19 protein-coding genes are annotated in these 23,865 nt (G+C 43.2%); 9 read left to right on the top strand and 10 right to left on the bottom strand.

Translation table 11 applies throughout. The features are described 5' to 3' along the window. Positions 1 to 30: 30 nt before the first annotated feature. The 6 genes from HC965_RS01885 to HC965_RS01860 form a co-directional block, all read right to left on the bottom strand. On the bottom strand, positions 31 to 1,047 hold the full coding sequence (locus HC965_RS01885; RefSeq protein WP_191029835.1) for a hypothetical protein: 1,017 nt from the start codon (positions 1,045 to 1,047) through the stop codon (positions 31 to 33). 47 nt (positions 1,048 to 1,094) lie between these two features. Continuing rightward, complete coding sequence (locus tag HC965_RS01880; RefSeq protein WP_191029834.1) at positions 1,095 to 1,847, bottom strand: FadR/GntR family transcriptional regulator; 753 nt, start codon at positions 1,845 to 1,847, stop codon at positions 1,095 to 1,097. A 494-nt stretch (positions 1,848 to 2,341) separates the two neighbouring features. Further along, complete coding sequence (locus HC965_RS01875) at positions 2,342 to 4,762, bottom strand: ABC transporter permease (RefSeq protein ID WP_191029833.1); 2,421 nt, start codon at positions 4,760 to 4,762, stop codon at positions 2,342 to 2,344. Next, a complete protein-coding gene (locus HC965_RS01870; RefSeq protein WP_191029832.1) occupies positions 4,759 to 5,475 on the bottom strand; it encodes an ABC transporter ATP-binding protein in 717 nt (238 codons plus the stop codon). Before HC965_RS01870 ends, HC965_RS01875 begins: the two co-directional genes overlap by 4 nt. Positions 5,476 to 5,523: 48 nt before the next feature. Then, entirely contained in the window at positions 5,524 to 6,771 is a 1,248-nt protein-coding gene (locus tag HC965_RS01865) for an efflux RND transporter periplasmic adaptor subunit (RefSeq protein ID WP_191029831.1), read from the bottom strand. Between the two features lie 64 nt (positions 6,772 to 6,835). Then, positions 6,836 to 8,134, bottom strand: coding sequence for a TolC family protein (locus HC965_RS01860; protein ID WP_191029830.1), 1,299 nt, complete (start codon positions 8,132 to 8,134; stop codon positions 6,836 to 6,838). Positions 8,135 to 8,464: 330 nt separating this feature from the next. On the opposite strand from HC965_RS01860, the gene HC965_RS01855 reads away from it, so the two are divergent. Genes HC965_RS01855 through HC965_RS01840 form a run of 4 tightly spaced genes read left to right on the top strand, consistent with a single transcriptional unit; the run spans position 8,465 to position 13,398 of the window. Beyond that, entirely contained in the window at positions 8,465 to 9,829 is a 1,365-nt protein-coding gene (locus HC965_RS01855; RefSeq protein ID WP_191029829.1) for a sigma-54 dependent transcriptional regulator, read from the top strand. A gap of 5 nt (positions 9,830 to 9,834) precedes the next feature. Continuing rightward, positions 9,835 to 11,088, top strand: coding sequence for a PAS domain-containing sensor histidine kinase (locus HC965_RS01850; RefSeq protein ID WP_191029828.1), 1,254 nt, complete (start codon positions 9,835 to 9,837; stop codon positions 11,086 to 11,088). 56 nt (positions 11,089 to 11,144) lie between these two features. After that, positions 11,145 to 12,170 carry an AI-2E family transporter gene (locus HC965_RS01845; RefSeq protein ID WP_191029827.1) on the top strand — a complete coding sequence of 342 codons (1,026 nt, stop codon included), beginning with the start codon at positions 11,145 to 11,147 and terminating at the stop codon, positions 12,168 to 12,170. A 55-nt stretch (positions 12,171 to 12,225) separates the two neighbouring features. Continuing rightward, positions 12,226 to 13,398: a glycosyltransferase gene (locus HC965_RS01840; protein ID WP_191029826.1), complete on the top strand. Its 1,173-nt coding sequence runs from the start codon at positions 12,226 to 12,228 to the stop codon at positions 13,396 to 13,398. Between the two features lie 13 nt (positions 13,399 to 13,411). On the opposite strand, the gene rimI is transcribed toward HC965_RS01840, so the two are convergent. The 4 genes from rimI to HC965_RS01820 all read right to left on the bottom strand — a co-directional run bounded on the left by rimI (position 13,412) and on the right by HC965_RS01820 (position 17,913). Continuing rightward, positions 13,412 to 13,867, bottom strand: coding sequence for a ribosomal protein S18-alanine N-acetyltransferase (rimI, locus tag HC965_RS01835; protein ID WP_191029825.1), 456 nt, complete (start codon positions 13,865 to 13,867; stop codon positions 13,412 to 13,414). Further along, complete coding sequence (locus HC965_RS01830; RefSeq protein WP_191029824.1) at positions 13,867 to 15,333, bottom strand: RimK family protein; 1,467 nt, start codon at positions 15,331 to 15,333, stop codon at positions 13,867 to 13,869. The genes rimI and HC965_RS01830 overlap by 1 nt, the downstream gene beginning before the upstream one ends. A gap of 129 nt (positions 15,334 to 15,462) precedes the next feature. Further along, positions 15,463 to 16,707, bottom strand: coding sequence for an ABC transporter permease (locus HC965_RS01825; RefSeq protein WP_191029823.1), 1,245 nt, complete (start codon positions 16,705 to 16,707; stop codon positions 15,463 to 15,465). Between the two features lie 6 nt (positions 16,708 to 16,713). Then, a complete protein-coding gene (locus tag HC965_RS01820; RefSeq protein ID WP_191029822.1) occupies positions 16,714 to 17,913 on the bottom strand; it encodes a pyridoxal phosphate-dependent aminotransferase in 1,200 nt (399 codons plus the stop codon). Between the two features lie 181 nt (positions 17,914 to 18,094). Between HC965_RS01820 and HC965_RS01815 the strand changes: the two genes are divergently transcribed. The 5 genes from HC965_RS01815 (at position 18,095) to HC965_RS01795 (ending at position 23,842) form a co-directional block, all read left to right on the top strand. Next, a complete protein-coding gene (locus HC965_RS01815; protein WP_191029821.1) occupies positions 18,095 to 19,330 on the top strand; it encodes a fucose isomerase in 1,236 nt (411 codons plus the stop codon). Between the two features lie 148 nt (positions 19,331 to 19,478). Beyond that, positions 19,479 to 20,774 (top strand): Gfo/Idh/MocA family oxidoreductase, encoded by a 1,296-nt coding sequence (locus HC965_RS01810; RefSeq protein ID WP_191029820.1) that lies wholly within the window; start codon positions 19,479 to 19,481, stop codon positions 20,772 to 20,774. Continuing rightward, positions 20,771 to 21,010: a hypothetical protein gene (locus HC965_RS01805; RefSeq protein ID WP_191029819.1), complete on the top strand. Its 240-nt coding sequence runs from the start codon at positions 20,771 to 20,773 to the stop codon at positions 21,008 to 21,010. The genes HC965_RS01810 and HC965_RS01805 overlap by 4 nt, the downstream gene beginning before the upstream one ends. A 7-nt stretch (positions 21,011 to 21,017) precedes the next feature. Then, complete coding sequence (locus tag HC965_RS01800) at positions 21,018 to 22,436, top strand: Gfo/Idh/MocA family oxidoreductase (protein ID WP_191029818.1); 1,419 nt, start codon at positions 21,018 to 21,020, stop codon at positions 22,434 to 22,436. Positions 22,437 to 22,492: 56 nt separating this feature from the next. After that, positions 22,493 to 23,842: a DUF1080 domain-containing protein gene (locus HC965_RS01795; protein ID WP_191029817.1), complete on the top strand. Its 1,350-nt coding sequence runs from the start codon at positions 22,493 to 22,495 to the stop codon at positions 23,840 to 23,842. Positions 23,843 to 23,865: the final 23 nt, after the last annotated feature.

Genomic DNA, 23,865 nt, shown 5'->3' with positions numbered 1-23,865 from the left:
CATTTAATTAGATTGTTTTTTATTTCACTTTCAGAAAGTTCCTTTCAAAATTAATGGTGTCCGTATGCCGGGACGTATCTCACCACTTACGATGAATACCTGATTCCCGGTAGTGACAACATTCGTAGTAACCGGAATAGGATAAGGACAGTCAAGCGAATCTTCCAAAGAGTTTGTCTTCGTATTGATAATCCGCAACTTGCGACTGAATCCCGGATGTTCGGGAGTTGTAGGCAGAATTTCCTCTACTCCTCCCAATAATAGAATCTTATCCTCTCCATATGGAATAGCCGTTCCTGCCATCACCGGGAAAGAACCGGATATTTGACTCCACTTTCCAGCATTCGGTTCAAATACGTACCCCTCCGTATACTCCACCGTCTCCTCGTTCGGAGCATAACTTCTCCCGCTAAATAGATAAAATCGTCCCCTTTGAACTACGCTTACTGCGTATGAAAGAGACGGTCCTTCCCAATCCGGTATTTCTTGCCATCCTTTTTCTTTATGCAATAAATCAAGCATGTAGAAATGACGAGTCGATTGTTCATTTACCATAGTTTCTTGCCCCCCAGCAATATAAATACAGCTATCACCAATTGCCCCCGTTGCATTTGCCAACGGAATCGGCAAAGATGGATAACTAACAGAATCTATCGCAAATGAATCTCCTTCTTCTTTTATTAGAAAAACTTTATCGCTGCACTGCATACGGTCGCATCCCCCAATGCATAGTAGCCCTTCCTTCAGACTTATTGAAACTCCATAAGCCAACGGACGATTGAGGAAATTATCATAAACAGTCCATTTCCCCGTATGCAAATCATAGCTATATAAAGTAGACCACCAAGTTTTAGTGCCACCTTCCCAAGGATACTTATCCGGAAAATTTGCTCCACCCAGCACAAGCAACTTTCCTTCCACTATCCCGGAATATGCACCTGCTAATCCGACGTTTTCTGACATACCAATGCACCCCGGAAGTAACAATGAATTTTCCCATTGTACCTCTATCCTCTTTTCTCCTTTTCTAAAACAAGCTGTATTCATAGACAATAAAATTAAGGATAAACATAAAATTATCAGATGCAACCTTTTCATAACCTTTCTACCTTTTCACCCTCTTCTTTCTCCGCCATCAATTCCTGGCTCCGGTTTACCTTGAAAATCTTATAAACTTCGAAATGTCTTTCGATGGCATCCCGGTATCCCTTCTCATCTCCCTTCTTTATAAAATCGAGCAAATCGGCATGAGTAGCTATCCTGCCACTTTTGCTCATTTCTATATTTATAGGTTTCAAGTAGTCTTTGAATTTTTCTTTCACATAGACAAGTATGGGGTGAATGATTTCCTGGAATTCGGATATTATTTTGTTTCCGGTGATTTTATACAGTTTCGTATGAAAGGCCGATTCACTGATTAATGCGTACTCGTTATTCTCGAAAACAATTCCCATTTTCACTATCTCGCTCAGTTCCTCAATGTCTTTAGCGGTTATTTTACGAAAAATATCACTTGATATTCCTATTTCAAGCGCGATTCTGAAATCCAACAGATCTAAAATTGTTTCTTCACTCAAAACACGGGGATCTATCACTCTTTTCATTCCACCCAAAATAGAAGGTTCCGTCAAAACCATTCCTTTGCGGGGACGTGCATGAATCAGTCCCATCATTTTCAAACGGCTCAACGCCTCTCTGACAACACTCCTCGCAACTCCTAACTCTGCTGCCAAATTGTTCTCATTAGGAATAGAGTCCCCACGTCTCAGGTCATTCTTTTTAAAATAGGTAAGTAAGCTATCTTCTACCTGATCAATTAATGTCGTTTGATTGATTTCTATCTTCATATTACTAGATTTTTTGTTATTTGTATTATTTGTCAGACAAATAATACAAATGCAATATTAAGAGATTTTTTTTAGAATGCAAGGGAATTATTATAGGAAAATACATATTTATGCTGAGAAACATATTTTTGATACAAACCGGGAAGTTTTTATTGATAAAGAAAAGGCTTAAAATATAGTGACGCTATCCGCCTGTTATAGTGACGGTATGCTTATGGGATAGGGTAACTATCCCGACAGGATAGCGACGCTATGTACATGCAGAAAAAAGGGCATAAAAAAAAGCTATCTATCACAGACAGCCAATCTTTTGTTAACCTTAAATCTAATACTATGAAAAACACATTGCAAAGATACGGACTTTCTGCATATCTCCAAATTTTCGGGGCAAAGCAGCCTATCTTATAACATGGTTTAATAGAATCAACAAATTCGTTAACATTTAACATAAATCCATCGGATATTAACGAATACCCGATGGAGTGATTCAGATATTATTCATAACGTAATGAACGTGCCGGTTTGCTCATGATTATCTTCATGGTTTGGAAAGCGACTGTCACGAATGAGATAAACAGCATTAGTAATACAGGTACTATAAAGAACCAGGCTTTCAAATCAGTACGGAAAGCATAATGACTCAACCAGGCATTCATGCTGAACCAAGCTACCGGAAGAGCAATCACTACCGCAATCAGAATCAGCTGGAAGAATCCTTTGACCAGTTGATAGAAGAGGTTCCAACGGGAAGCGCCCAATACTTTGCGTATTCCCATCTCTTTGGTACGGGTAGAACAGGAGAACATAACCAATACCCAAAGCCCGAGACAAGAAATAAAGATTGCCAGTCCGGTAAATGAACCGATCATCACACCGAATACTTCGTCCTGACGATATTGATGGTTAAAGAACTGGTCGAGAAAGAAATAATCAAAGCTGGAGTCTGCAAAATACTGATTCCAAATCTCTTGTACTTGAGAAACCAATTCACGAGGATTCCCGGAAGTCATTACAATAGAAATATAGCGCTGTGGCAACCAATTAATCTTATCCTTATGAATTAACATGATAGGAGTATAATTCTTGTTCAATGCCTGTTGGTGATAATCTTTCACCACTCCGATAATCTGCATCGGAGCGTCGGTACATTCCACTGTCACCAACTCACCTATTGCTTCGTCATTAGAAGTAAATCCCAAATTGCGTACGGCCGTCTCATTAATCACGAGTTTATCCACGTCGTCCCCATACTCCTCTGAAAAACCTCTTCCGGCTACTATCTGCAAACCGTAAGCATCCACATAATCGGGATCACAGGCTAGCATCTCATACAGCCGGTTCTGCTTCAAGGCGTCATTCGTACGGCGATTGGAAAGGAAAGTTGCCACTTCCTCTCCCGGCACAGCACCGGAGAAAGTAACCTGATGCACCAAAGGCAAGCGGGCAATCGCCTTCTTCATGGCTTCCAGCTTGACATTCTGTCCTTCCGTGTATCCCGGGAATTTAACTACTAATGTCTGGTCGGTCTTTACTCCCAAGGATTGATTACGCATAAAATTCAGTTGTGCAAAAACAATCAGTGTGCCACAAAGCAGAATCATAGATGCTGTATACTGAATGACAACTAATACCTGGCGGGTCCGCTCACCGGATTTACTATGCAGAAACTTACCTTTTAGTAATGTAATCGGTTTACGATTCAGCAAAGCCAATGCGGGATAATAACCCGAGAGGAAGATACCGGCAATAAAAACAAGAACCAGCAGAATCCACCAATAATCCATCAACCAAACGGAGAAAGTAACCGTACGTCCCACCAGTTGATTGAAATACGGAAGAATCAGTTCTATCAATCCCACAGCCAAAATAAAGGCTATCAGATTCATTACTAATGCTTCAAACAAGAATTGATAAATCAACTGCTTACGGAAAGCTCCCACTACCCTGCGCACTCCTACTTCCTTGGCACGTTCCATCGAACGGGCTACAGTCAGATTGATATAGTTAATCCAAGCAATGGCAAGAATAGCGATAGCGGCAAAAATCAGTGCAATCATGGCCGAACGGTTGCCTTTCGTTTCTGCTTCATATCCTAGTTGCGGGGTAAGATGTATATCAGCCAAAGGAATCAAAGATACCCCCCACGTTTTATTTTTCAGCGCTTCTTCCGTTTTATATTTCTCCGCCATCACGGGAAATTCTTTTTCTATCTCCTCTTTTCTCTCCGGAGAATCAAGCAAGACATAGGTATAGGCTTCGTGTTTGTACCAATATTCCTGCATATACTTAGGCAGAGAAGCATATGAAATCAGAAAGTTATAATGAATATGCGAATTGGAAGGCATTTCCTTCATTACTCCGGTCACTTCACACGATACTTTGTCATAAGCTCCGGTAAAGATAAAAATCTTCCCGATGGGATCTTCGTCTTTGAAATATTTACGGGCAATACGTTCGGTGATTACTACTTGCCTCGGCATGGAGAGGCAGGTCTTCTTATCCCCCTTCAACAGTTCGAAATCGAAAAGGCGGAAAAAGCCCGGGTCGGCATAAGCAATTTGATTCTCGCGCAAAGTCAGTTCTCCATATTTCACAATCTGTTCCGGTTGGAGTAAAGAACCTATCCGGGTATAGTCCTCAATTCCGGCAAGATTCTCTTTCATGGCAGAGCCATAGCCGAAAGAGCTTGTCGCCCAATAGTCAGTCAGCACTTCCCCTTCATGGAAGGTACTTTGCACACGGTAGATATGGGTATATTTTGTGTGCATTTTATCAAAGCTGAATTCAAATGTCACATAAGTCAGAATCAGCAAAGCCGATGCCATCCCGATTGCCAATCCAAAAATATTGATAAAACTGAACTTCTTCCGCTTCATCAGATTCCGATAGGCACTATTCCAATAATTCCCTATCATACCGTTTCGTTTTTAGATGACGTATTCTTTTCCAACGGACGATTGATATTTTCTGCTACAATTTGTCCGTCCAGTAATTGAATGACACGGTGCGCATACATGGAATCCCGTTGCGAGTGGGTAACAATAATGATAGTAGTTCCCTGACGGTTCAGTTCACCCAACAGTTCCATTACTTCCACACCATTGACCGAGTCCAGATTTCCGGTCGGTTCGTCAGCCAGTAACAGTTTGCACTCCGTCACTACAGCGCGGGCAATGGCTACACGCTGTTGTTGTCCGCCGGATAACTGTTGGGGATAGTGATTCGCACGATGCAGCAGATTCACTTTTTCAAGAACTTTATTCACCCGTTCTCTACGCTGGGTTGCTTTAACGCCTAAATAGACAAGCGGTAATTCTACATTCTCATACACGGTAAGCTCGTCAATCAGGTTAAAACTCTGAAAGATAAAACCAAGGTTGCTTTTCCGCAGGGCAGTCAGTTGATTTTCATTCATCTTATCGACCTGCCTTCCTTCAAAGAAATAAGAGCCGGAAGTAGGCGTATCCAATGTTCCGAGGATATTCAGCAATGTTGATTTTCCACATCCCGAAGGTCCCATTATAGCTACAAATTCTCCTTGTTCCACTTGTAAAGTGACTTCGTTCAATGCTTTTGTCTGTACCTCTTCCGTGGTGAAAAGCATAGATAGTTTTTCTGTTTTAATCATGGTGAATCATTTTTTATCGGCTTATATGCATTTGCATGCGGCGAGCCATTACTTTAATATTAGTTTCTCATTGTCTCCGAATAATTCATAACCGGATATAATCACCTTTTCGCACGGAGACAAACCTTCCGTCACCTCATAATACTGTGGATTTTGTCGTCCAATCTTCACAGGACGCCGCGTGGCAAATTTACCATTTTCATTGACAACATACATCCATCTGCCGCCGGTAATTTGAAAGAATCCGCCACGGGGAACAAGAATAGCCTGGGCAGGGTCGCCCAACTGTAGATTGATATGGTAAGTCTGCCCGGCACGTATATTCTCCGGTCGTTCCGAAATAAAGGCAAGGTCAGTGCGAAACTGACCTTCCTTTACTTCCGGATAAGGCTTGGTTACTTCTAGTTTATATGTATTTCCATCACGGGTAAAATCTGCAGGAAGTCCGGGAATCACACGTTCCACATAATGTTCGTCTATTTGTGCCTGCACTTTAAGGTCCGAAGTGATTATCTGCCCGATATGTTCACCGGCAGAAATCGACTGTCCCACCTGCGCATTCAGATTTCCCACTTGTCCGTCAATCGGGGCTTTTATTTTCAGGTTCTCCAAACGTTCACGAACCAAGACAAGACTTCGTTTCATATTATGTATATTTTCGTCAAGACTACCAATTTGACTCTCCCGGAAAATATGGTCCTGCCGAATACGCTCGTCAATCACTGCAAGTTGTTCTTTAGCCGCTATATACTCTTCTTCTGCCTGCCGGAAATCTTCACGGGCTATCAATTCTTCTTCCACCAAACGTTTGTATTGCTCATAACGACGTTTCTTCAAAGTCAGCTCTTTATTCAGACCGATACGCTCCTGTTTCAGTTGAAGACGTTCCTGCTCCATGCTGATACGGGTATTGCGCAATTCATTCTCCTGATAAGCCAAATCAGCTTCACTCTGCATGATTCCGATATTAAGCAACGGATTACTAAGCCGGAGAATGACATCTCCTGCTTTCACCATCACCCCTTCTTCTTTCAATCGCTCTTCCACACGTCCGCCTTCTATGGCGTCCATATAGATAATCCGGCTAGGCATCACCTGCCCAATCACACGAATATAATCATTAAATTCAGCTTGCTTGACAGTGGCAATAGTCAGTCGTTCTTTCTCCACAGACATGGAAGAAGCCGTATCTCTGAAAACAAAATATAAAACTATCGCAACACCGAGTACGATTCCACCGATACCATAAAGGTGTTTACGATTCATGCCGGGCTTATGTTCAAGAGGTGTATCCATAAAGGTATTAATCAAAATAGGGGTTGTTATAAATTTATTCTTTTTGGAAAATGGAAACTTTGCTTTATAAGAAAGTCCCTTCCCTGTAATATTTCTCCAGTTTCATCATCATTTCTATTTGCAGACGCACACGAACCAATTCCGCTTTGGCGGAGATAAAGCGGTTGCGGGCTTCCATCAACTGAAAAACAGAGATGAGTCCTTCTTCCCATTTCCGCTCGGATTCTTTCAGCACCAAGCCTTCCGCATCCAGTTGTTGTAACGCCTGTCGATGTTCGTTATATCCCGCATGAAGGGAAAGAAGCGTTTGTTCAATATCAGTGTATAACTGCTGTTTTTCCAGCTCTTCTTCATTTTTCAGTCGATACAAATTCAGCTTTAGCTTTCGTTGATTTGTCAGACGTTCCAAACCACTAAGCAAAGGAAAAGAGATGCCGATACCGATATACTTTCCAATATTATCCCTCAACTGCCTGGCAGAGAAGGCGGTATTATAGAAATTAGAGCCAACCGTAAAACGGGCGTAGACAGAAGGAGAAAAAGCCCCTCCACCCACTGCATATGCCTTACGAGCAGCTTTCTGTTTTAAATCAATCATACGCATAGCGGGAAGAGTTTCCAATGATTGCCCATATACCGTTTCCACTGTCGGAACAGAAAGTAGCGGAAGCTGTCCTGCTTCTACAATAGTATCCTGAATAATAAGCGTATCGCCCGGTTGAAAATTCATTAACTGCTTCAAATGCAGCAATGCCAGTTCACAACTATTCTCACGGGATTGGCGACGATAAATATCCCCTTCTCTACGGGCTTTCACTTCCTGCAAATCGGAAGCGGATTTCAGTCCTAATTCTACGAACGTTTCCGTTTGCTTTAAATACCGCTCGCTCAACCGACTTTGCTCCAAAGCAAGATTCAGCAACTTTCTTTCCAAAATCAGTTGATAATAAGCATCCGTCACTTGATAAGCAAGCTCATTCTGTTTGTTTTTCAATTCCCACTCGCTACGCTCCTTATTTATTTTCTGAAAACGTACCCGATTGATACGTGAGAAGCCTTCAAACAAAGAAAGAGTCATATCGAGTCCCACTGTACCTTCTTCAAAAGTCTCCTTCGTATATCCACTAGCATCCTGGTTCATTGAACGACCGAAACGTTTCCCCGTTTCCGCACTAGCCGTAACCCGAGGTAAAAAAGCACCGATAGAAGCTACATAATCTGTACGTGCTGCCTTTATATCAATAGTGCTATTCCGTACGGAAGGATTCTGTTTCCAGGCCAGCCGGATACACTCATCTAAACTCATTTCCGGTTGAGCATACATCATTGAAGGGAATAAAAATAATAGCCAAAAGTATTTCATTCTTTATATATTAGACGTGATCGTGTTTCGCACCAATAACAGGCAAATTCAATGCCACAAAAACTAAACTACTGATTATAAATGCAGTAACATATATCACATCATTTTATCCGTCCAATATTTAAACACCCTAACGTCCAAAAATTGGACGTTATCACCAACATCACTCCATTTCAAGACAAATCGCAAGTATTTTGACCGTTCTTTCAGGAAATACACCTTAAAACGCCTAAATATTGGACACTCGCTTGCAGAGAAAATCAAAAACAAATATCTTTACCCGAAAACTAAGAAATCACTCAAACCAGGTAGATACCCCCAATCTTGCGTATGGAGACAGGAACTATTTTAATAGTAGACGATAATAAAAGCGTGTTGGCTTCACTGGAGTTATTACTCGAAAATGAATTCAGCACAGTTCGCACCGCAGCCAATCCCAATCAGATTACGGCCTTACTTTCCACTACTTCTATTGACATCGTAATCCTTGACATGAACTTTTCAGCAGGCATCAATAACGGAAACGAAGGATTATACTGGCTAAAGCGTATCCATGAAATCCGTCCTTCCCTTCCTGTGGTAATGCTGACTGCTTATGGAGATGTAGAGCTTGCCGTCAAAGCCCTGAAGAACGGAGCTACCGATTTCCTGCTCAAACCATGGGATAACCACTTATTGATTCAAAAAATAAAAGAAGCCTATAAGAACAATAGCAAAACAGAAGATAAGAGAACAACCAAGCCTAACAATAAATCTTCCCGCCTGGAAAGCACTAACAGAACGGAAATGCTGACAGGACATTCTCCGGCAATGCTCCAACTGATTAAAGTGGTTGCTAAAGTTGCCAAAACCGATGCCAACATCCTGATAACCGGAGAGAACGGAACAGGAAAAGAAATGCTGGCTAAAGAGATACACCGCCTGTCAACGCGCAATACCCGGCCAATGCTTGGCGTCGATATGGGTGCTATCAGCGAATCCCTTTTCGAAAGCGAACTGTTCGGACACGAACGCGGAGCCTTCACCGACGCTTATGAAAGCCGTCCGGGAAAATTCGAAGCCGCCAACGGTAGTTCACTCTTTATGGATGAAATCGGGAATCTCCCTCTTGCCATGCAAGCCAAATTACTGACCGTACTCCAAAACAGAAATGTCACCCGAATCGGCAGTAATAAAGTAATCCCCATTGACATCCGTTTGATTTCCGCCACCAATAAGGATATTCCGGAAATGGTAAAACAAGGGTTGTTCCGGGAAGATTTATTCTACCGCATCAACACCATCCATCTTGAAATCCCCCCATTGCGCGAGCGCGGAGATGACATTCTCTTGTTCATCGACACCTTCCTACACCGTTTTGCAGCCAAATACCAACGACCGGAAATGCGGATGCATGAACAAACGATTGAAAAGCTACGCTCCTACCATTGGCCAGGCAACATACGGGAATTGCAACACGCCATAGAGAAAGCCGTTATCCTGTGCGAAGGCAACGTGATACGCCCCAAAGATATCCTGGTAAAGCAAACCTGGAAACCGCAGACCGGTAGCATCGTCCCCAATTTGGAAGAAGTAGAACGGCAAGCCATCGAAACCGCCATCCTCCAAAACAACGGAAACCTGACTGCCGCCGCCGAGCAATTAGGTATCAGCCGGCAGACACTCTACAATAAACTGAAACGATTTAAACCCTGAACCATATGATATTCAGCCGACATATATATTGGATTATCTTACTGCATATCGTGCTTATTCTCGCCACTTCGGGCACAGGAATATGGTTAATCATCTCGCAGCGCGGATATACGATAGGAACATTATTAATCATCTGCTCCCTGTTCCAAATCGGCGGATTAGTGAAGAAACTGAACTCATTCAACCAAAAGCTGCGTCTCTTTTTCGATGCCATAGAAGACAAGGATAATATGCTTTATTTTCCCGAGCGCAACGTCAGCAAAGAACAGGAGAAACTGAATCGTTCCCTGAACCGCATCAATCTCCTGCTGTCCAAAACTCAATCGGCTTATTCCAAACAGGAACATTTTTACCGTTCACTTCTCGAAGAAGTTCCGAGCGGCGTACTGGCATGGGACTCTTCCGGGAAAATAATCACGGCAAACAGTGCCGCACTTTCCTTGCTGGACTGCCCGCAACCATCCCAATACCACCAACTGGAATCCTTGCTGCAAGCACAGGACAAGAAGTCACGGCTCAGCCTTTCCCAAAGCCAAATGAAACTTCAAGATGAAACAATCAGTATCCTTTCCATCAAGGATATAGGTGACGAACTAAGCGACCAGGAAAGCGAATCGTGGAACAAGTTGAGCCATGTACTCACACATGAAATCATGAATACCATCGCTCCTATCATCTCCCTGTCTCAAACATTGTCCACCTATCCCGACATCAACGAGAAAGCAATCCGCGGACTCCGCATTATCCAGGCACAAAGCGAGCGACTGCTGGAATTTACCGAATCTTTCCGTCACCTCTCCTACCTGCCTCAACCGGAAAAGAAACTGTTCTCACTTACCGCCACCCTGCAAAATCTTCAGGAACTGCTGTCCGGTGACTGTAAAGAAAACCATATCACCTTCACACTCACCTGCCAACCCGAATCCATCGACATGAACGGAGATAAAAACCAACTCTCCCAAGTACTGCTCAATCTTCTGAAAAACTCCATGCAGGCACTGGAAGGAAAAGCAGACGGAACAATCAGTATCCACGCACAGCAGGACGACCGCATATCCATCGACATCACAGACAATGGTCCGGGAATCCTCCCTGAACTACAGGAAAAAGTCTTTATCCCTTTCTTTACAACCAAATCAGAAGGTACCGGCATCGGGCTAAGTCTCTGTAAGCAAATTATCCGTAACCACGGCGGGCATCTCGCCATTCAGGAAAGTCAACCCGGCAAAACAGTTTTTCATATAGATATACCCCTATAAAACAAACCTTTCCAGTCCTTTGAGTGTTTATTATATAAACGAATTACTTACACAATATGAGTATCAAAGAACAATACTGGAAATATTCCCTCATTGTCATCATTCTATTTATGGGAGTTATCATCTTCCGGCAAATTACTCCTTTCCTGGGGGGACTGCTGGGAGCACTCACCATTTATATATTAGTGCGTACACAGATGAACCACCTGACGGAAAAGAGAAAAATGAAACGCAGCATCGGCGCATTGCTGATTACGGCAGAAACTATACTGGTATTCCTTGTCCCCCTCGGATTGACCATCTGGCTGGTAGTAAACAAACTTCAAGACATTAATCTGGCACCGCAGACATTAGTCGAACCCATTCAGCAAGTAGCAGAATTTATCAAAGAAAAGACAGGTTATGATGTACTGGGAAAAGATACGCTGTCATTTATCGTCTCCATCCTTCCCCGCATCGGACAAATAATTATGGAAAGTGTCAGCAGCCTTGCCATCAATTTGTTCGTCATGGTATTTGTACTCTATTTTATGCTGATAGGCGGTAAAAAGATGGAAGAATACGTCAACGCCATTCTGCCGTTCAATGAGACAAATACACAGGAAGTGATTCACGAAATCAATATGATTGTGCGTTCCAATGCTATCGGCATCCCCTTGTTGGCTATCATTCAAGGGGGCGTCGCCATGATAGGTTATCTTATCTTTGGAGCGCCCAACATTCTGTTGCTGGGATTCCTCACCTGTTTTGCCACCATCATTCCGATGGTCGGCACGGCATTGGTATGGTTCCCCGTAGCCGCCTATCTTGCCATAAGTGGAGATTGGTTCAATGCCATCGGCCTTGCCGCCTACGGAGGCATCGTTGTTTCACAGTCCGACAATCTGATACGGTTTATCCTTCAAAAGAAAATGGCAGACACACATCCGCTGATTACTATCTTCGGAGTTGTCATCGGTCTGCCCCTTTTCGGATTTATGGGAGTCATTTTCGGCCCGTTATTACTCTCACTATTCTTTCTTTTCGTTGATATGTTCAAGAAAGAATATCTGGATTTGCGAAATAACCTTCCTGCGAGATAACGGAACTACCGAAAAAATGCGTACTTTTGTGAGCGTAAAAACGACACTATAATTCATGGAAGCATTTACATTCAATACTGTCGAGCTGATTGCATTATCAGCGGCAGGAATTCTTTTTATCATTCAGCTTATTTACTATCTCGGTTTGTACAACCGGATACATCTGCACAACAAAGCAGTACGTAAAGAGGAAGCTCACTTCACACGGGAATTGCCACCACTTTCCGTCATAATCTGTGCACGCAACGAAGCTGATAATCTGCGTAAAATCCTGCCTGCCATACTGGAACAGGATTATCCGCAATTTGAAGTGATTGTCATCAACGATGCTTCCACAGACGAGACAGAAGACGTGCTGGGATTTATGGAAGAGAAATATCCTCATCTTTACCACAGTTTTACTCCTGACAGCGCCCGCTATATCAGCCATAAAAAACTGGCTCTGACATTGGGCATCAAAGCCAGTAAACACGACTGGCTCGTATTCACGGAAACCAACTGTATCCCCGCCAGCAAGAGCTGGTTGAAACTGATGGCACGCAACTTTACCTCGCAAACGCAGGTGGTTTTGGGATATAGCGGCTATGACCGCACCAAAGGATGGCTGCACAAACGTGTCGCATTCGATACACTGTTCCAGTCATTGCGTTACCTGGGCTTTGCTTTGGCCGGAAAGCCTTACATGGGTATTGGCCGTAACCTGGCCTACCGCAAAGAATTATTCTTCAAACAGAAAGGTTTTTCCAGTTATCTGAACCTGCAACGCGGAGAAGATGATTTATTTATCAATCAGATAGCCAACAGCAGTAATACTCGTGTAGAAACGGACTTCAACGCCACCATGCGGATACAACCTGTTTACCGTTATAAAGACTGGAAAGAAGAAAAGGTCAGCTATATAGCTACCTCACGTTTTTACCGTGGAGTGCAACGTTACCTATTAGGTTTTGAAACCCTGTCACGCCTGTTGTTCTATGCCGCTTGTATCACCGGTATTGTATTCGGCATTCTCAGCTTCCATTGGCTGGCGGCAGGTATCGCATTATTGCTCTGGCTGATTCGCTACACAGTGCAAGCCGTCATTATCAACCAGGCAGCCAAAGAAATGGGTGGTAACAGAAAATATTATTTCTCATTGCCTGTATTCGATATTCTCCAACCGATACAGTCATTGAATTTCAAAATCTGCCGTTTTTTCCGTGGTAAAGGAGATTTTATGAGAAGATAAAATCTGCCGTGGATTACATAGTCCGCTGCATATAAATCGCATCCGAACCATCATGATAATAGTGTGGCTTTATTCCCGTGGGAATAAAGCCATTTTTCATATATAGTCCGATAGCCGGAGTATTTGACTCTTTCACTTCAAGCGTGATTTTCTCCGCCTTATATTCATAAGCCACCCGAACGGTCTGCTCCATCAGACGTTGCCCCAAACTCTTTCCCCTAAAATCAGGATGAACAGCTATGGAATACACCCTCAAATAGCGTGTACCTTCGTGGAACAACAAAGAAACATAAGCAATCAGTCTGTCCTCTTCCTGCACCACATAGAAAGCGCCTTTCGAGCGTACGATTAAATAGGCAAACTGCTGTTTCGAAAAACTATCTTCCTGAAAACAGACCTGCTCTATCTCCAGAATAGCAGGAATATCTGCCAACTCCGCCTTGCGAATATACGGTTCCGTCTCCATCATCAATAGTGTTTACCTTCCAAAGCCTGTTCAAAGTAATTCAACAACCGATAGTACATTTCATCTCCAATGATGGCATCTTCCAATCCATGGTCGATACTCGGATTATCATTGATTTCAATAACGTAGGCTTTATCATCCACCATCTTCAAATCCACTCCGTACAATCCTTTTCCAATCAGATTGGCCGCCTTTACAGCCGTATCCAACACAACACGGGGCACTTGATAAATAGGAATCGTATCCACCAGTCCGCAACGGCTTCTTCCCGAATCATAATGGCAATATATCTGCCAATGCCCCTTAGCCATATAATATTTGCAGGCATACAACGGCACTCCGTTCAACAACCCGACACGCCAGTCAAATTCAGTAGGCGTAAATGCCTGTGCCAACAGAATAGCCGACCGCTGAAAAAGCAGTTCCAGGCTTGTCTTCAATTCTTCCTCATTCGACACTTTTTTCATGCCGATAGAATAAGACCCGTCCGGTATCTTCAGAATAAAAGGAGCACCCACCTGTTCGCTAATCTGCTCAAACGAATTCTCATTCGACTGGAAAATCAAAGCAGACTTGGGAGCAGAAATCTTTTCTTTTTCGAAAAGCTCTTTCAGATACACCTTATTCGTGCAACGGATAATAGACAACGGATCGTCAATAACCACCATACCATTTTGGGCAGCCAATTGCGACAAATGAAACGTATAATGATTCAAAGAAGTCGTAGTACGGATAAACAACGCGTCAAATTCAAGTAAACGCATTGCATCCTCTTCCGTAATCATCTCCACATGGATATTCATCTTTTTGGCAACCTCGGATAGTTTATGCAACGCTCCCTTATTACTAGGCGGAAACTTCTCCTGCGGGTCAATCAGCACAGCCAGGCTATAACGGGGAGTTTTTGCAGACTTGGGCGCACGCCATATTTTCTTATTAAAGTTATCCAGCGTATTGGCAAAGAAATCCTGTTCTTCATCATCCAACTGAGTCAGAGGTAAGGACTGGATGCTTTCAATCTGATTTTTCGGACGGGTATTCAACGTCACCCTCAATAGCGGACAAGGATAATTCTCAAAGATAAAGCGGGCTATTCTTTCCAACCCCTTCTCCCGGCATTTCCCGAAGTAGATATTCAGATACCAAATGTCATCCTTGATTTCGTTCTTCTGTATCCACTGGTAGCAAAGCGCCTGCAGGCTGCGATCCATCCTAATGCCCGTCCCCGCTTCCAGCTTATTGATAACATGCACATCGGGGATGACTTTCTGTCCTCTCGTTTGGGCAAGCAAAGAACAGTAATACCCTTCGGAGTTGTAACTGTAATCATTGCTTAGATTAATAACTAACTTCCGGTCTTTCTCCACCGGCTTGTTTTTCAGATAGTCGGAAACGGTCAAAACGCTGTTTGTCTCACAATACGGTTTCCAGTCATCCGGGTTATCCAATAGAATCAATACATTATTCATAATGGAAAAATTAAATCTATAAGAGGATATTACAATAAATCGGGCGCAAATATAGACATATTATTCACTCCACATCACGGAATGGCCTAAATTATTTTTCTAGTAAAAATCGGGTAGAAAATGAGCGGCTTACTCGTATCTCATGGAACTCGCCGGATTGATTTTCGTAATCAGGAATGAGGGGCCTATCAGCATCAGGACAGCAGCCAACAGGGTGCCGATATTAATCAAAAGGAAAAGCAATATATTGAAAGAAACCGGAACCACATCGACATAATAAGTCTCCGGATCGAGTTTGAAAATACCGAATTGAGATTGAAGGATACAGAACGTCAGGCCGATGGCATTTCCCCAAAGCATCCCTTTGCCAATCAGGAAAACGGCAAACCAAAGGAAGGTCTTGCGAATCGTAAAGTTATTCGCTCCCAAAGCCTTCAGGATACCAATCATGTTCGTACGTTCGATAATGATAATCAGCAAACCGGAAATCATGGTAAAGCCAGCAACACCTATCATCAGAATCAGAATCACCCACACATTCAAGTCAAGCAGGTCAAGCCACGCAAATATCTGCGGATTCAACTGTTCAATGCTACGCACATAATATACGCCGCCCAGTTCATCCTGCCGATTATCAGTGTCGATTGCTATTTCATACGTCGTATCTTCCAGCTTATCATAATCTTTCACTTGAAGCTCCACGCCAGTCACCTGTTCCGGTTGCCAACCGTTCAAGCGGTTCACCAAACTAAGGTCGGTCAATAAAAAGATATTATCATATTCGGAAAAGTTTGTCTGATAAATTCCGGCAATAGTCAGCCGTCGAGCACGTACATCGTCCTGTATATAATAGGTATATATCTTATCCCCCAGCTTCAACTTCATCTTCGTAGCCAAAGCCTTGGAAATAAGTACCTGATTGCTGGAAACTGAGTCACTGAAAACCGGAATTTCGCCTTCCACCAAATATTCTTCCATGAAGCGGGGATCAAATTCCGGCCCTACACCTTTCAGTACCATTCCTTGAAAAGCATCGTCCGTCTTTATCATACCCGGTTTGGTAGAAAAACGCTGTACGTGGCTTATTTCGAGATAACCGGCAAGAGCCGCCATCATGCTATCCCCCACTATAATCGGATGAGTCTCATAAGAACTGGCCGCGTCCAGATTCGTAATCTGGATATGCGAGCCGAATCCTATGACTTTATTTCGCACTTCACTTTTAAACCCGATAACTACCGCCACAGCTATAATCATAACAGCCAGTCCGATAGCAATACCCGCCATTGCAATGAGGACCGCAGGACGTGACACCTGCTTTCCGCCATCGCTTTCACGATAGATACGCCGGGCTATGAAAAGTGACAGAGACATATTCTTTTATTCCGTTCTTCCCGGATACACTTCCAAAGCTTTCTGCAATACAAAAAGCGCACGGGTTAAATCTTCTTTCTTCAAAACGTAAGCGATACGCACCTCATTGATACCCGACCCCGGAGTAGTATAGAAACCGGAAGCCGGAGCCATGAATACCGTCTGACCTTCGTATTCGAAATCAGAAAGACACCATGCACAGAACTTGTCGGAATCATCTACCGGAAGTTTCGCTACGGTATAGAAAGCTCCCATCGGAATCGGAGAATAAACGCCCGGAATACGGTTCAATCCGTCAATCAGGCATTTACGACGTTCCACGTATTCGTCATACGTCTCGCGATAGTATTCTTCTGGGGCATCCAAAGAAGCCTCAGCAGCAATCTGTCCGATCAAAGGGGGACTCAAACGAGCCTGGCAGAACTTCATGACAGCATCGCGTATTTCCTTATTCTTGGTAATCAACGCACCGATGCGGATACCGCATTCTGAATAACGCTTGGACACGGAGTCAATCAGTACCACATTATTCTCAATACCTTCGAGATGGCAGGCAGATATATAAGGAGAACCGGTGTATATAAACTCACGATACACTTCGTCGGAGAAGAGGAACAAATCATATTTCTTCACGAGATCACGAATCTGATTCATCTCGCGACGAGTGTACAGATAACCGGTCGGATTGTTCGGATTACAGATCAGGATTGCTTTGGTACGTTCATTAATCAGTTCTTCAAACTTCTCCACTTTAGGGAGTGAGAAGCCCTCTTCAATGGTCGTGGCAATCGTACGTATCTTTGCTCCGGCAGAGATAGCGAACGCCATATAGTTAGCATATGCCGGTTCGGGAACGATAATCTCATCACCCGGATTCAGACAGGAAAGGAAAGCGAAAAGCACCGCTTCTGAGCCACCCGACGTAATGATTATATCATCTGCCGTAAGATTGATATTGAACTTCTCATAATATCCTACTAATTTCTCGCGATAGCTACGATAACCTGCACTGGGACTGTATTCCAAGACTTTGCGGTCAATATTGCGTATCGCGTCAATCGCGGCCTGAGGAGTGGGCAGGTCAGGCTGTCCGATGTTCAGGTGAAACACATGAACTCCCCGTTGCTTGGCAGCGTCTGCCAAAGGAGCCAGTTTTCTGATAGGAGATGCAGGCATCTCGTTTCCGCGAATGGATATGGTTGGCATAATTTTAACTACAAATTACTTAATTACTATTTACTTTTTCTACTTGAAGCTGCAAATGTACGCAATAATTTGAATACAGAGACATAAAAACTTTAAAAACCTTAGTAAGGTTAAAAACGTTATGGGATTTTGAAAATAAAGCTATACATTTGTCATACGGAAAACTTAAAACAATATCATAATGACCATACACCTTATCTCATTCGCATCACTACTTCATAAACAAGTTTCACTGCGCAGTTCACACGAAGCGATTTTGAGTGAACTTGAAAAATATTATACCGTAAAACTCGTCGACTATCAGGATATGAACAAGCTGGGTAGTGATGATTTCAAAATCATCTTCATCGCTACCGGCGGAGTAGAAAGACTGGTCATTCAACATTTCGAAAGCCTTCCCCGCCCCGCCATTTTGCTGGCAGACGGCATGCAGAACTCTCTTGCTGCCGCATTGGAGATATCTACCTGGCTGCGGGGACGCGGAATGAAAAGTGAAATTCTTCATGGTGAATTACCATCCATCATCCTTCGTATTCATACACTTTACAATAACTTCCAGGCGCAACGCTCCTTATTCGGCAAGCGCATCGGAGTCATCGGCACTCCTTCTTCCTGGCTCGTTGCCAGCAATGTTGACTATCTTTTGGCCAAACGTCGTTGGGGTATCGAATACACGGACATTCCGTTAGAACGAGTTTATGAACATTTCCAACAAATCACGGATGATGAGGTAGGCGCTTCCTGTGCAGCCGTCGCTTCACAAGCTCTTGCCTGCCGCGAAGGAACTCCCGAAGATTTAATCAAAGCTATGCGACTATACCGGGCTATCAAGAAGGTATGCGAAGAGGAGAAACTGGAAGCACTGACATTAAGTTGCTTCAAACTGATTGAGCAAATCGACACGACTGGTTGTCTGGCATTATCCTTATTGAACGATGACGGAATCATGGCCGGCTGCGAAGGAGACTTGCAATCCATCTTCACCCTGCTGGCAGTAAAAGCACTCACCGGAAAAGACGGATTCATGGCAAATCCTTCCATGATTAATTCCCGCACCAACGAACTTATCCTGGCTCATTGCACCATCGGACTCAAACAGACGGAAAGATATATTATTCGCAATCATTTTGAAACGGAAAAAGGAATTGCTATCCAAGGCTTACTCCCGACCGGAGACGTGACTATCGTGAAATGCGGCGGAGAATGTCTCGACGAATATTACCTGTCTACGGGAACATTATCCGAGAATACCAATTATATCAATATGTGTCGGACACAAGCTCGCATACGGATGAATACTCCGGCAGAATATTTCTTAAAGAATCCGTTGGGCAATCATCACATCCTCGTTCATGGAAATTTTGAAGATACATTGAATGAGTTCTTCCAGGCGAATGCTTGTAAGAGAACGGAATAAAATCCTCTATGATCTTTAAAGAAAACACTTTCTTAATAAAGAAAAGAGCTTATCTACTTATTTAGAAAGTGTTTTCATATTAGAAATATATATTTTAACCTGAAACCTGTCTCTGTCAAAGTCTAATACAAATCAAAATATATATTATATGAGAAACATATTAATTAATAGACGGGATTTTCTGAAAAGTTTGGGTATAGCCGGGGCTGGTGCACTTTTTGCGGCAAGTCCGTGGCTTTCTGCTTTCTCGGAAGTCACCAATACTACTAAAGAGAAATGTCGCCTGGCTATTATCGGTCCCGGTTCGCGGGGACGTTTTTTAATGGGGTTCTTAACCCAAAATCCCAAAGTAGAGATTGTAGCCTTATGCGATATTTACAAACCATCCGTCGAGGAAGCGTTGAAGCTTGTTCCTAATGCCAAAGTATATAGTGACTATCGGGAAGTATTGGAAGACAAGACGATAGATGCTGTCCTGCTAGCTACTCCCCTTAATTCGCATTGTAAAATCGTGTTGGATGCATTTGATGCAGGCAAGCATGTATTCTGCGAAAAGACAATCGGCTTCACAATGGATGAATGTTACCGGATATATCAGAAACATCGCAGCACAGGAAAAATTTTCTTTACCGGACAACAACGCCTGTTCGACCCACGCTACATCAAAACAATGGAACTGGTTCATGCGGGGACTTTCGGTGAAATAAATGCTATCCGTACTTTTTGGAACAGGAATGGCGACTGGAGACGTCCCGTTCCTTCCCCGGAACTGGAACGTCTGATAAACTGGCGTCTGTACAATGAATTTTCAAAAGGATTAATGACGGAACTGGCTTGCCATCAACTCCAAATAGGTAGCTGGGCATTGCGCAAGATTCCAGAAAAGGTAATGGGACATGGTGCTATTACTTATTGGAAAGACGGTAGGGAAGTGTATGATAATGTAAGTTGCATTTATGTATTCGACGATGGAATAAAGATGACTTTCGATTCTGTAATCTCTAATAAATTCTACGGATTGGAAGAACAGATTATGGGTAGTCTTGGTACGGTGGAACCGGAAAAAGGAAAATATTATTTTGAGGACATATCTCCTGCACCGGCTTTCCTGCAAATGATTAATGACTGGGAAAACAAGGTGTTTGATTCATTGCCTTTTGCCGGAACAAGTTGGGCACCGGAGACTGCGAACACGAATACCGGAGAATTTATCATTGGAGAACGTCCGAAAAGTGATGGCACTTCTTTGTTACTGGAAGCATTCGTAGAAGCCGCCATTACCCAAAAGCAACCGGCACGGATAGCTGAAGAAGGATATTACGCCAGTATGCTATGTCTGTTGGGACATCAGGCACTGGAAGAAGAACGGACACTCTATTTCCCGGACGAATATAAAATAGACTATCTGAACCATCAATCTACCCAAACACCCGAAACTGTATGAAAGACACAATTGTGACCGCAAGGCGGAAAAAGACGGAGATTATCACTTTACTCGTCTGTTTCGTAATAGCCAATTTAGTGCATATGTATGCTATCATAGCTTATCATGGTTCATTTATGGAGATGATAACTTCTATTTTCTATATATTAATATTCACTTTTGCGCTTTACGCCTTTTGGGGACTTTTGCGTCTCCTCTTCTATGGAATTAAAAGAATACTTAATCAATATCAATGAATAACTTATGACGACACGAAGAGACTTTCTGAAAACTATGTCTATGGCTTCTGCCGGACTGGCATTGGGAGCCGGCGATTTGCTGAATGCCCAAACTATTTCATCGAAAAAAGCGAGAGGTGAAAAAGTAAAGATAGCCTATGTAGGCATCGGAAACCGTGGAGAGCAAATCATTGGAGATTTTGCACGAACCGGGATGGTGGAAGTTGTGGCTTTATGCGATGTGGACATGGGAGCCAAACATACACAGAAGGTAATAGCCAAGTATCCAAAGGCCAAACAATTCAGGGACTTCCGGCAAATGTTCGATAAGGCCGGTAATGAATTTGACGCTGTAGCCATCGCTACTCCCGACCATTCACACTTCCCGATCAGCATGCTGGCTTTGGCATCCGGGAAGCATGTATATGTGGAGAAACCGCTTGCACGAACTTTTTACGAAGCGGAGTTGCTGATGCAGGCTGCGCTCAAACGGCCTAACCTGGCTACTCAGGTAGGAAACCAGGGACATTCGGAAGCGAACTATTTCCAGTTTAAGGCTTGGATGGACGCGGGAATCATTAAAGATGTGACTGCTATCACCGCGCATATGAATAACCCGCGCCGTTGGCATACATGGGACACCAACATCTATAAACTTCCTTCAGGACAACAATTGCCGAAAGATATGGACTGGGATACCTGGCTCGGAGTAACTCCTTATCACGAATATAATCAGGACTATCATCAAGGGCAATGGCGCTGCTGGTATGATTTCGGAATGGGCGCACTGGGTGACTGGGGAGCGCATATCCTTGACACGGCTCACGAGTTCCTTGAATTGGGATTGCCCTATGAAGTCACCATGCAATATGCAAATGGGCACAATGATTATTTCTTCCCTTATTCTTCTACGGTTCTTTTCCGTTTCCCGCAACGCAAAGGTATGCCGCCGGTAGATATTACCTGGTATGATGGCTTGGATAATCTTCCGCCAATCCCTCAAGGTTATGGAGTTTCAGGACTGGACCCAAACATTCCCGCTACCAATCAGGGAGATACCCCTACCGCTAAACTGAATCCGGGAAAGATTATTTATTCAAGGGATCTTACCTTCAAGGGAGGAAGTCATGGAAGTACGTTGTCTATTATTCCGGAAGAAAAGGCAAAAGAAATGGCCGATAAACTGCCGCAAGTACCAAAGAGTCCATCCAATCATTTTGAGAACTTCCTGCTGGCATGTAATGGCATCGAAAAGACACGCTCACCATTTGAAATTAACGGCGTTTTAAGTCAGGTATTCTCTTTGGGTGTAATGGCTCAGCGACTCAATACCCAACTGTTCTTTGATAGCCGCACGAAGCAGATTACGAATAATGAGTTTGCCAATGCTATGTTGGCGGGACTTCCGCCGCGTAAGGGCTGGGATCAGTTCTATAAATTGTAAACAAGCATAAAAACAGGAGATAGAAAGATTTTTGATTATTATAATACCATGAATATATGAAGAAAAATATCGTATTGACTTTACTTTTATTCTGCGCCGCTTCGGCCGTCGCACAGAATTGGGAACCTCTTTTTAATGGCAAGAACCTGAAAGGGTGGAAGAAACTGAATGGCAAAGCCGAATATAAGATTGTAGACGATGCCATTGTCGGTGTGTCCAAAATGGGAACTCCCAATACATTTCTAGCTACTGCAAAGAATTATGGGGACTTTATCCTTGAGTTTGACTTTAAAGTAGATGACGGTTTAAACTCCGGTGTACAACTTCGTAGTGAAAGTAAGAAAGACTATAAAAAAGGACGCGTGCATGGCTATCAATTCGAAATCGATCCTTCCAAGCGGGCTTGGTCGGGTGGTATTTACGATGAAGCACGTAGAAACTGGCTTTATCCTCTGACTCTGAATCCGTCGGCAAAAACAGCTTTCAAGAATAATGCATGGAATAAAGCCCGTGTCGAGGCTGTCGGTAATTCTATCCGCACTTGGATTAATGGTGTGCCTTGTGCTAATATATGGGATGATATGACTCCTGTAGGCTTCATTGCCCTGCAAGTGCACGCTATCGGCAATGCCGCGGACGAGGGTAAGACCGTAAGCTGGAAGAATATCCGTATCTGTACGACGGATGTAGAACGTTATCAGACTCCGGAAGCTCAGGCAGCACCGGAAGTAAACGTGATTTCTAATACAATTTCTCCGAATGAAGCAAAAGACGGTTGGGCTTTATTGTGGGACGGTAAAACTACTGGAGGTTGGAAAGGTGCCAAACTTTCAACTTTCCCCGCAAAAGGCTGGAAGATTGAAAATGGTATTCTGAAAGTAATAAAAAGCGGTGGTGCCGAATCAGCTAACGGTGGTGATATTGTGACTACCCGTAAATACAAGAACTTTATTCTAAAAGTGGATTTCAAAATCACCGAAGGTGCAAATAGTGGGGTTAAATATTTCGTTAACCCGGATTTGAATAAGGGTGAAGGTTCAGCTATCGGCTGTGAGTTCCAAATACTTGATGATGACAAACATCCGGATGCAAAACTCGGCGTGGAAGGTAACAGAAAATTAGGCTCTTTATATGACCTGATTCCTGCTCCTAAAGACAAACCGTTCAACAAGAAAGAGTTTAATACAGCTACTATTATTGTAAAGGGTAATCATGTAGAGCATTGGCTGAATGGTGTTAAACTGATTGAGTATGATCGTAACAATGATATGTGGAATGCCTTGGTGGCATACAGTAAGTACAAGAACTGGCCTAACTTTGGAAATTCTGAAGAAGGTAATATCTTGCTTCAGGATCATGGCGATGAAGTTTGGTTTAAGAATGTGAAGATTAAAGAACTGAAATAAGTTACATTATCAATAAAGGGTAT

Source organism: Bacteroides sp. GM023 (assembly GCF_014750685.1).
In the GTDB taxonomy this organism is placed as follows: domain Bacteria; phylum Bacteroidota; class Bacteroidia; order Bacteroidales; family Bacteroidaceae; genus Bacteroides.
The sequence above is the reverse complement of the archived record's forward strand: the minus strand, read 5'-3'. Positions and strand labels throughout refer to the sequence as shown.

Excerpts from the sequence above, each read along its gene's own strand:
- HC965_RS01865 (WP_191029831.1), bottom strand. The coding sequence starts at position 6,771 with ATGGATACACCTCTTGAACATAAGCCCGGCATGAATCGTAAACACCTT.
- HC965_RS01805 (WP_191029819.1), top strand. The coding sequence starts at position 20,771 with ATGAAAGACACAATTGTGACCGCAAGGCGGAAAAAGACGGAGATTATC.
- rimI (WP_191029825.1), bottom strand. The coding sequence starts at position 13,867 with ATGATGGAGACGGAACCGTATATTCGCAAGGCGGAGTTGGCAGATATT.
- HC965_RS01810 (WP_191029820.1), top strand. The coding sequence starts at position 19,479 with ATGAGAAACATATTAATTAATAGACGGGATTTTCTGAAAAGTTTGGGT.
- HC965_RS01850 (WP_191029828.1), top strand. The coding sequence starts at position 9,835 with ATGATATTCAGCCGACATATATATTGGATTATCTTACTGCATATCGTG.
- HC965_RS01885 (WP_191029835.1), bottom strand. The coding sequence starts at position 1,047 with ATGAATACAGCTTGTTTTAGAAAAGGAGAAAAGAGGATAGAGGTACAA.
- HC965_RS01840 (WP_191029826.1), top strand. The coding sequence starts at position 12,226 with ATGGAAGCATTTACATTCAATACTGTCGAGCTGATTGCATTATCAGCG.
- HC965_RS01825 (WP_191029823.1), bottom strand. The coding sequence starts at position 16,707 with ATGTCTCTGTCACTTTTCATAGCCCGGCGTATCTATCGTGAAAGCGAT.
- HC965_RS01830 (WP_191029824.1), bottom strand. The coding sequence starts at position 15,333 with ATGAATAATGTATTGATTCTATTGGATAACCCGGATGACTGGAAACCG.
- HC965_RS01800 (WP_191029818.1), top strand. The coding sequence starts at position 21,018 with ATGACGACACGAAGAGACTTTCTGAAAACTATGTCTATGGCTTCTGCC.
- HC965_RS01880 (WP_191029834.1), bottom strand. The coding sequence starts at position 1,847 with ATGAAGATAGAAATCAATCAAACGACATTAATTGATCAGGTAGAAGAT.
- HC965_RS01820 (WP_191029822.1), bottom strand. The coding sequence starts at position 17,913 with ATGCCAACCATATCCATTCGCGGAAACGAGATGCCTGCATCTCCTATC.
- HC965_RS01875 (WP_191029833.1), bottom strand. The coding sequence starts at position 4,762 with ATGATAGGGAATTATTGGAATAGTGCCTATCGGAATCTGATGAAGCGG.
- HC965_RS01795 (WP_191029817.1), top strand. The coding sequence starts at position 22,493 with ATGAAGAAAAATATCGTATTGACTTTACTTTTATTCTGCGCCGCTTCG.
- HC965_RS01845 (WP_191029827.1), top strand. The coding sequence starts at position 11,145 with ATGAGTATCAAAGAACAATACTGGAAATATTCCCTCATTGTCATCATT.
- HC965_RS01870 (WP_191029832.1), bottom strand. The coding sequence starts at position 5,475 with ATGATTAAAACAGAAAAACTATCTATGCTTTTCACCACGGAAGAGGTA.
- HC965_RS01855 (WP_191029829.1), top strand. The coding sequence starts at position 8,465 with ATGGAGACAGGAACTATTTTAATAGTAGACGATAATAAAAGCGTGTTG.
- HC965_RS01860 (WP_191029830.1), bottom strand. The coding sequence starts at position 8,134 with ATGAAATACTTTTGGCTATTATTTTTATTCCCTTCAATGATGTATGCT.
- HC965_RS01815 (WP_191029821.1), top strand. The coding sequence starts at position 18,095 with ATGACCATACACCTTATCTCATTCGCATCACTACTTCATAAACAAGTT.